Source organism: Streptomyces bambusae (genome assembly GCF_019400985.1).
Taxonomy (GTDB): Bacteria; Actinomycetota; Actinomycetes; order Streptomycetales; family Streptomycetaceae; genus Streptomyces; species Streptomyces bambusae_A.
The window spans coordinates 1-8538 of record NZ_WTFF01000310.1 but is presented as its reverse complement, the minus strand read 5'-3'; the positions used below and the strand labels follow the sequence as shown (position 1 = coordinate 8538).

General features: G+C 75.0%; 6 protein-coding genes and 1 pseudogene. 4 read left to right on the top strand and 3 right to left on the bottom strand.

Features of this window, described 5'->3' with window-relative positions:
- Positions 1 to 64 precede the first annotated feature (64 nt).
- Positions 65 to 544, bottom strand: a complete 480-nt coding sequence (locus GPJ59_RS29575; protein ID WP_219670977.1) for a DoxX family protein — start codon at positions 542 to 544, stop codon at positions 65 to 67.
- A gap of 238 nt (positions 545 to 782) precedes the next feature.
- On the opposite strand from GPJ59_RS29575, the gene GPJ59_RS29570 reads away from it, so the two are divergent.
- The gene (locus GPJ59_RS29570) at positions 783 to 1631 is read left to right on the top strand and encodes a hypothetical protein (RefSeq protein WP_219670976.1); all 849 of its coding nucleotides are present in this window, start codon (positions 783 to 785) and stop codon (positions 1629 to 1631) included.
- 20 nt (positions 1632 to 1651) lie between these two features.
- Here GPJ59_RS29570 and GPJ59_RS29565 read toward each other — a convergent pair whose 3' ends face one another.
- Positions 1652 to 2665, bottom strand: coding sequence for a helix-turn-helix domain-containing protein (locus GPJ59_RS29565; RefSeq protein ID WP_219670975.1), 1014 nt, complete (start codon positions 2663 to 2665; stop codon positions 1652 to 1654).
- 116 nt (positions 2666 to 2781) lie between these two features.
- On the opposite strand from GPJ59_RS29565, the gene GPJ59_RS29560 reads away from it, so the two are divergent.
- Together GPJ59_RS29560 and GPJ59_RS29555 are read left to right on the top strand one after the other, a co-directional pair.
- A complete protein-coding gene (locus GPJ59_RS29560) occupies positions 2782 to 4413 on the top strand; it encodes an alpha/beta fold hydrolase (protein WP_219670962.1) in 1632 nt (543 codons plus the stop codon).
- A 150-nt stretch (positions 4414 to 4563) separates the two neighbouring features.
- A complete protein-coding gene (locus tag GPJ59_RS29555; RefSeq protein WP_219670960.1) occupies positions 4564 to 6063 on the top strand; it encodes a glycoside hydrolase family 18 protein in 1500 nt (499 codons plus the stop codon).
- A 103-nt stretch (positions 6064 to 6166) separates the two neighbouring features.
- Here GPJ59_RS29555 and GPJ59_RS29550 read toward each other — a convergent pair whose 3' ends face one another.
- Positions 6167 to 7804, bottom strand: a complete 1638-nt coding sequence (locus GPJ59_RS29550) for an FAD-dependent monooxygenase (protein WP_308120554.1) — start codon at positions 7802 to 7804, stop codon at positions 6167 to 6169.
- A 178-nt stretch (positions 7805 to 7982) separates the two neighbouring features.
- Between GPJ59_RS29550 and GPJ59_RS29545 the strand changes: the two are divergent.
- Positions 7983 to 8538, top strand: a pseudogene (locus GPJ59_RS29545) (hypothetical protein); the annotation flags it as partial.

Here is an 8538-nt window from a genome sequence, read left to right as displayed (position 1 = left end):
CGGGCCGCTGCGCGCACGCGCCGGCCCGCCCCTGTCGTCCATCCGTCTGCGGCAGCCGCCCGCGTCAGGCGGCGACGGCCTGGCGGCGGTCCTCCTGCGCGGCCTCCTCGACGCGCGGGGAGTCGTCGCCCCGCGCGGAGCCGTCGCCGGCCGTGAACACCCGCTCCAGGGCGAAGGCACCCGGGCCGGTGAACACCAGCAGCAGGAAGGCCCAGCAGAACATCGCCGAGGACTCACCGTGGTTCTGCAGCGGCCAGAGGGCCTCCGGCTGGTGCACGACGAAGTACGCGTACGCCATCGAACCGGAGGCGAGGAAGGACGCCGAGCGGGTCCCGACGCCGAGCAGCACCAGGACTCCGGCGACGAGCTGGATGACGGCGGCGTACCAGCCCGGCCAGGCGCCGGCCGGCACCGTCCCGCCGCCGTGCGCGCCACCGAGCACGCCGAAGAGGGAGGCCGCGCCGTGGCAGGCGAAGAGGAGACCGGTCACGATCCGGAACAGGCCGAGGACGTAGGGCTGGAGGGAGTTGAGACGTTCGGACACGCAGGACTCCTTGGGTCGGGAGCGGTTCGGGGACGGGCGTCCACGGTGCACGAGGTGACGCACGGCCGAGTGTGCCGCCGGCCGGCCGGGCCCGTTCCGTTCCTGGCAGGTTCATGCCGCCAAAGGGGCCGGGCCCCGCTTCGACGGCGCACACCTGCCACGTCCCGGCCATGGCCCCCGCTGTCGCCGACGGCCCCTGGCGGCGACGGGGGAACGCCGATGACGTAGCGTCAGGCGCATGAGCACGCCGCCGCCTCCGCAGTCACCCGGCCCCTACGGTCCCCCGCACCAGCCGACCCCGTACGGCGGACAGGCCTACCCCCAGCACCAGCCCCCGCCGTACCCGCAGCAGGGCTACCCGGGCCCGCCCCAGCAGCCGCCCCACCCCGGCCGAGCGCCCTGGGGGCAGCCGCCGATGGGGCCCCCGCCGGCCGGCAGCGGCAACAACACCGGCAAGGTGATCGGGATCGTCGCCGCCTCGCTGGTCGGGCTGCTGGTCCTGGGCTACGCAGTGACCCGGGTGAACGACGCGCGGACCGGTGCCGGCGGCTCCGGCTTCCCGGCGGCCGAGTACCGGCTCACCGTGCCGAACACGCTCGTGGGCGGCACGTACAAGCTGGACGAGGACCTGTCGCAGACCAAGGGCCGGGAGGCGATCGACGGCAGCCACGACCCGAACGCCCGTGATCTGAAGCCGGCTGTCGGCCAGTACACCTCCGCCTCGGCCGCCGACTCCGGGGTCCTCGTCATCTCCGGCATGTACGGCCGGCTCAAGCACCCGGAAGAGGCCCGCAGGAAGATGCTGGCCGGCGCTGCGGACAGCGAGGGCTCGACGGTGGCGGTCCAGCCGAAGGACATCACACCGAGCGGCTCCGGGATCACCGTGTCCTGCCAGGTGCTCACCGCCCGGCAGGACGGTGCCACGGCCACCGTGCCGATGTGCGCCTGGGCGGACGGGAACACGGCTGCCTCGGTCGCCGTGGTCACCGCGGCGACCTCCCGGCAGAGCCCCGCCTCCGTCGACCTCGCCCGGCTGGCCGAGACCACCCTCAAGGTGCGCGCCGAAGTCCGACAGCCGATCGGCTGAGCACGTCCGGCCGGGCCGGTTCAGGCGGCTCGTCCGTCCTCCTGCCCGGTCAGCGCCGCGACCAGCCAGTCGTGCGCCGCACCGGGGGTCGGCACCGGTCGGCCGTCCTTCGACCCGATCACCTCGGCCGTCAGCTCCCAGTAGCGGTCGATCCGCGGGTCCGTCGCGAGCCGGCCGGCCAGCACGCGGCGGAAGTCGGCCGTGTCCGGGGCGCCGTACGACGCGGCGTACGCGGAGACGAAGCAGTCCAGGGCCTCCCCGGCATGCGGAGCCCGGCCCCGCAGTACGTGCACGGCTGCCAGGTCGTACGCCTCGGCCAGGCCGTCGTAGAGCACCGCCGGACGGAAGTGCGCGCCGGCCCGGTGGACCGCCGGCTGACCGGTACCACTGCTGGTCCCGGTGCCACTCCTGCTCCCGGTGCCGCTCCTGCTTCCTGTGCCGCTCCCGCTCCCGCTCCCGGTGCACGGGCCCGCGACGAAGGCGTGCAGCCGGGCGAAGGCCAGTACTTGAGCCGGCGTCGGGTCGTCGGGCGGCTGCGGCACGGCCCGTTCCAGAAAGGCCGACACCGCTCGGGCCGGCATCCGCGGCGGCAGCCAGCCGCGCCAGAACCGCGCCAGCGCGTCGGTACCGGGCGGGCCGGCCACCGCTCCGATCAGCCGCAACCGGTCGGTGCGCTCCTCCACCGGGCTCTCGTGGACCAGCCGCAGGCCCGCCTCGCGCCAGCGCAACTCACGCATCCGCTGGCCCAGTTCGCGCAGCTGCCCCGCGACGGCGTCCTCCAGCGCCCGGCCGGCGCCCTCGTCCTCGGCGAGGACCCGGTGCACCTGCGGCAGCGGGAGGTCCAGGGCGCGCAGGGAGCGGATCAGCCGCAGCCGGTCCAGCGCGTCCGGGCCGTACCGGCGGTGGCCCCCCGCACTGCGGGCGGCTTCCGGCAGCAGTCCGCGGTCGGAGTAGAAGCGAACGGTCTTGACGGTGACACCGGCGCGTTCGGAGAGCTCGCCGATACTCCACAGGCCGTCGGGCGAAGCAGGCACTTGAACCTCCACCAGGGGGAGTTCCTACCGTACCGGCGGGCGCGAACGGACGATCGAGGAAGGTCCGGGGGCGCTCTGGTCGAAGACGGACGAGGACGGACGGGGAGGAGAGGGCCATGACCGTATTCATCCTGGTGGCGGGCGCGTTCACGGGTGGGCACGTGTGGGAGGAGACCGCGCGGGGGCTGACCGGGGCGGGGGCCGAGGTGCACGCGGTGACGCTCAGCGGGCTCGGTGGGGACCGCGAGGCCGGGGACCGCCGGGCCGGGGATCCCGCCGTGGACCTGGAGACCCACGTCGCCGACCTGGTGCGGCTGATCGACTCCGTCGAGGAGCCCCTGTCGGGCGGCCACGGGGAGATCGTGATGGTCGGTCACGACTACGGGATCCACCCGGTCCTGGGCGCCGCGGACCGGCGCGCCGAGCGCATCGCGCGGATCGTGTACCTGGACTCGGGCCTTCCGCAGGACGGCGTCCCGGCGCTGGCCGCCGTGCCCGACGCCACCCTCCGCGAGGAACTGGCGCAGCGGGCGCAGCGGGTGGCCCGTGAGGACGGCGGCGGCACGGCTGCCGGGGTGCTCCCGGCCCCGGCCGGGGCGGAGCAGTGGCAGCGCTGGGGCAGTACCGAGGGCATGACCGACGACGCGCTGGACCGGCTGACCCGGCTCGCCGCGCCACAGCCGCTCGGCACCCTCCTGCAACCGCTCCGGCTGACGGGGGCGGTCGCCGCGGTGCCGTTCTCGGGCGTGCTGTGCACCGGCAACGGCGTGAGCATCGAGCTGGTGCAGCGGCGGGTCAGCCTCGGTGACCCCGCCCTCCAGGTCCTCGCCGACCCCGGGGTGGGCTTCTTCGAACTCGCCACCGGCCACTGGCCGATGCTCTCCTGCCCGGGCGAACTGGCCGGCGTACTCCTGGCGGCGGCCGCCGGGGAGGGGCACCGGCTGACCTCGGCCGCCGCCGAAGTCCCGCCCCACCTGCGGCCGTTCCTGCTCGACGTACCGGACGTACCGCGCGAGCGGCACGGACAGGTGGACCTGTACCTGCCGCCGGCCGCAGGGGCCGACCAGCCCCAAGTGCCCCGCCCCGCCGTGGTGTTCCTGCACGGCGGCCCGGTGCCCGCCGACGCCCGGCCGACCCCGCGGGACTGGCCGGCCATCATGGGCTACGCCCGCCTGGCCGCCGGCCGGGGTGTGGTGGGCGCGACCGTCGACCACCGCCTCCACGACCTCACCGACCACGAGCGGGCCGCCGAGGACATCGCGGCCGCGGTCGAGCTGGTACGGGCCGACCCGCGGGTCGACGCCGACCGGATCGCGCTGTGGTTCTTCTCGGGCGGCTCCCTGATCACGGCGGACTGGCTGGGCGCGCCCCCGCCGTGGCTGCGCTGCCTGGCGGCCACCTACCCGGTCCTCGCGCCCCTGCCGAACTGGGGGATGGCCGACAGCCGGTTCCACCCGGTCCGCGCGGTCCGCAAGGCCGGCGGCCTGCCGATCGTACTGACCCGGGTGGGCCGGGAGATGCCCCCGATCGCCGCGACCGTCGAGGAGTTCCTCGCCGCGGCCGAGGACTGCGCGGCGTCGGTCGAGGTGGTCGACGCGCCGCAGGCCGAGCACGGATTCGAGACGCTCGACCCGACCGACGCCTCGCGCGAGGCGGTCCGCCGGGCCCTGGACCTCGTCCTGGACCACCTGCGCGGTCAGGGTCAGCCCGGCGGATCACGGCGGGGTCCGCGGCCTTTCCGACCCTGATCCGCCGGACAGACCCTAATCCCGTCCGATCCCTTCCTTAAGCAAGCCTCAAGATCGAGGCCCCGGGTCTCGAACTGGCGTTTTGTCCGATTCAGGATCGCTAGCGTGCAGGCCGTTCCCTCGTTCCCGCACCGATGAGGCAGGCAGTCAATGGCTCGGAACTCACACCGCCGCACAGTGGGCGGCAAGGCGAAGGCGGCCGCGGCGCTCGCGCTCACGGCCGCCGTCGCCGGCACCGCGATCGCGCTCACCGGCACCGCCCAGGCGGCGTCCGTGGGCGCCTCGTTCACCAAGTCCGCGACCTGGTCGACCGGTTACACCGGCCAGTACGTCATCACCAACACCGGCGGGTCGGCCCTGAAGGACTGGACCCTGGAGTTCGACCTGCCGGCCGGCACCACCCTGACCTCGCTGTGGAACGGCGAGCAGACCGTCAGCGGCGGCCACGTCACCGTCCGGCCGCCGAAGTGGGACACCGCCGGCCTCGCCGCCGGGGCCTCCACCACCGTCGGCTTCGTCACCACCGCACAGAGCGCCCCCGGCACCCCCATCGGCTGCCTGATCAACAAGGTCAAGTGCTCCGCCGGCACCGGCCCCGCACCCCAGCCCAGCGGCCGCCCCACCACCGTGCCCAGCCCCACCCCCACGGCCACCACCCGGCCGACGACCGCGCCCACCGCCACGGCCACCGCCACGCCCACGAACCGGCCGAAGCCCACCGCGACCGCCACCCGTCCGCCGGGCGGCGGCACCGCCGGGTCCGCGCCGTTCGCCCCGTACGTGGACACCTCCCTCTACCCCGCCTACGACCTGCTCGCCACGGCCGACCGGACCGGGGTGAAGGAGTTCAACCTGGCCTTCATCACTTCCGGCGGCGGCTGCAACCCCCTGTGGGGCGGTGTCACCGCCCTCGGCGACGACCGCGTCGCCGCGCAGATCGCCGCCCTGCGCGCCAAGGGCGGCGACGTCCGGGTGTCCTTCGGCGGTGCGGCCGGGTCCGAACTCGCCCTGGCCTGCTCCTCGGCAGCCGACCTGGCGGCCGCGTACGGCAAGGTCGTCGACGCGTACGGGCTGACCAAGGCCGACTTCGACATCGAGGGCGCGGCCCTGCCCGACACCGCCGCCAACACCCGGCGCGCCCAGGCGATCGCCATGCTCCAGCAGAAGCACCCCGGGCTGAACGTCTCCTTCACCCTCCCCGTCATGCCCGAGGGCCTGACCCAGCCGGGCGTGGACCTGCTCGCCGGCGCCAAGCGGGGCGGTGTCGCCGTCTCCGCCGTCAACATCATGGCGATGGACTACGGGCCGGCGTACAGCGGCGACATGGGCGGCTACGCCATCCAGGCGGCCACCGCCACGCAGGCGCAGATCAAGGGCGTGCTCGGGCTCTCCGACGCCGACGCCTGGAAGACGGTCGCCGTGACCCCGATGATCGGCGTCAACGACGTCGCGAGCGAGATCTTCACCGTCGAGGACGCCACCCAGCTCGCCGCCTTCGCCGGTTCGAAGGGCCTGGGCTGGCTGTCCATGTGGTCCGGTACCCGCGACCAGCAGTGCCCGGGCGGTGCCAAGAACCACGCGGACGCCACCTGTTCCTCCATCCTGCAGTCCCCGCTGGCCTTCACCAAGGCCTTCGCCGCCCGCCCCTGACGGGCGGCGACGGAAGACGTTGACGGAAGGCGTTGACGGAAGGCGGTGACGGCCCGGACGCGGGGCCGTCGCCGCCTTCCCGTGCCCGGTCCGCCCCGCCCGCTCACCGCCCGCCGGTCAGTTCCGCGAGGTAGCCGGGCAGAGCCGGCCCCTCGTCGGTGAGCGGGAAGCGGGCGGAAAGGTGCCCGTCCGGGCGCACGACGAAGGCGGTCGGGCCGTCGGGGCGGTAGAGCCGGGCGAACTCCCCGGCGGCGTCGCGGTATCCCGGCACGGCCAGCGTGTCGGTCGCGGTCGTCGCGGCGTCCCGGGCCAGGATCGCGACGGTCTCCAGGCCCGTCCCGTGCGCCCCGGTGGCCCCGGCCAGGTCGGCGGTGTGGACGGCGTACAGCAGCACCACGTGCCCCAGGCGGCCGCGCAGGACGTCGAGCAGGCGCAGCGGATAGCCGGCCAGGGCCGTGGTCAGCCCGGCGCAGTCAGGGGCCCGGTCACCGGGCTGGGGCGCGTCCGCCGGCCCGTACGGGTCGCCGGCGAGCGGTCCGTCCCGGTAGCCGACGAGCAGTTGGGCCTCGCGCAGCGCCACGGTCCGCGGATCGTCGGGGTCGCTCTCCAGACCGTGCAGGGCGTGCCGTACGGTCCGCCCGACGACCTCCTCGCCGATCGGGCGGCGCTCCAGGTCGTACGTGGCGAGCAGCGCCGGCCCCGCGTCCCCCCGGACGACGAGGGCCAGCTTCCAGGCCAGGTTGCAGGCGTCCTGGATGCCGGTGTTCATGCCCTGGGCGCCCGTCGGCGGGTGGATGTGGGCCGCGTCGCCCGCGACGAAGACGCGCCCGTCGCCGTAGCGGTCGACGATGCGGTGACTGATGCGGAAGAGGGAGGACCAGCGCATCCGGGAGAGCGTCGTCGGCCTGGGCCCGAAGCGGTCGACGACGGCCTGGATGTCCGACAGCTGCGGGGCGATGCCGCCCTGCAGGCCGTGCGCCACGCCGTCCCCCCGCCCGGCCCCCAGGTCCGCCGCCTGCCGGGAGAGCTCCGGCGGGACCAGCATCGACATGCGGTAGCGGCCCGCCCCGGGCAGCGGGATGCACACCAGCGCCCCGACGACGGAACCGTCGTCGGCATGGTGCGTGGACCGGATCCCGTAACCGAACGGCATGTCCCAGTCGGCCTCCACGTCCCCCAGCATGTACTCCTGGTCGAAGGCCCCGCCCTCGAACGTCAGCCCGAGACCCTTGCGGACGGTGCTGTGCGCGCCGTCGGCGCCGATCAGGTAGCCGGCCCGCAGCTCCTCCTCGGAGCCGGACGCGGTGCGCAGACGCGCCGTCACCCCGCCCCGGTCCTGGGCGAACGACAGCAGTTCCGTTCCGCGTTCGATGACCGTGCCCAGGCCGGCGACGTACTCCTCCAGGATCCGCTCGGTCTCGTCCTGCGGCAGTGCGGCGAAGCCGTACGGCACCTCCGGCGGCAGGGCGGGCTCCCACCGGGCCTGCTCCCGGCCGTCGACGAAGAGCAACTGGCCGCGGAGCGGAACCGCGGCCTCCAGCACGTTCCGGACCAGGCCCATCCGGTCCCATATCTCCAGGGTGCGCGGCTGGATGCCGACCGCCTTGGCGTACGGCAGGCGGGCCGGCAGCCGGTCGACGAGGCGGCAGTGCACTCCGTGCCGGCGCAGCTCGGCGGCCGCGCTCAGGCCCACGGGCCCGGCGCCCGCGATCAGTACGTCGGTTGCTCGGCTGTGCGCCACGGACGTCTCCCAGCTGTCGGGGTGTCTGCCGGCTGTCCCCAGGTGCGTGCCCCCGACCCGGTCACGTACCCCCATCGTCGCCCGGCGGACGACGCGGCGCGAGCCGGGCGGTACGGCGGTCCACAGCCAGGCACCAGGCGGTCCACGGGCTGTCAGTGGGGGCTGGCAGGATCGGGACATGAGCTTCCAGATCCCGCTGCCGACCGATCCGAGTGCCTCGCAGGTGTACCCCGACTGGGTGAAGGCCCACGACCCCGGCGCGGAGCCCGCCGCGCTGGAACTGTTCGGGGAGATCTGCGAGGGCGCCTGGGCGGCGTCCGCGAAGCCGGGAGCCTTCCTCGACACGATGGCGTGGCGGGCCCGCCGACTGCCCCCGGCCCATCTGCCCTGGTTCTGGGAGACGGTGGCGCACCGGCTGATCCGCGTCCACCCGCGCACCGCCGCCCGCGCCCACACCCTGGCCCGCAAGGCCGAGCGGGAGCACCAGCTGCCCGTCGACCCCGACCGGCACCGGGCCAACATGCTGCTGCACGCCCGCTCCGGGGCCCTGGGCGGCGCCGAGCTGAGCGGGCATCAGGTCTGGCTGGCCTCCGTGCTGGAGCCGGCCGCCGCGCACGAGGAGTACGTACGGGTCCTGACGGCATGGTCGGCCGCGACCGGCGAGCTGCCCGCCGACCTGGCCACCCGCCTGCGCGCCTCGGCCCGCGCCGCCGGCCGCGAGGTCGGCCGGGGGT

What these genes read in the sequence shown, in the direction of transcription:
- GPJ59_RS29570 (WP_219670976.1), top strand. Translation starts at nt 783, where the DNA reads ATGAGCACGCCGCCGCCTCCGCAGTCACCCGGCCCCTACGGTCCCCCG.
- GPJ59_RS29560 (WP_219670962.1), top strand. Translation starts at nt 2,782, where the DNA reads ATGACCGTATTCATCCTGGTGGCGGGCGCGTTCACGGGTGGGCACGTG.
- GPJ59_RS29555 (WP_219670960.1), top strand. Translation starts at nt 4,564, where the DNA reads ATGGCTCGGAACTCACACCGCCGCACAGTGGGCGGCAAGGCGAAGGCG.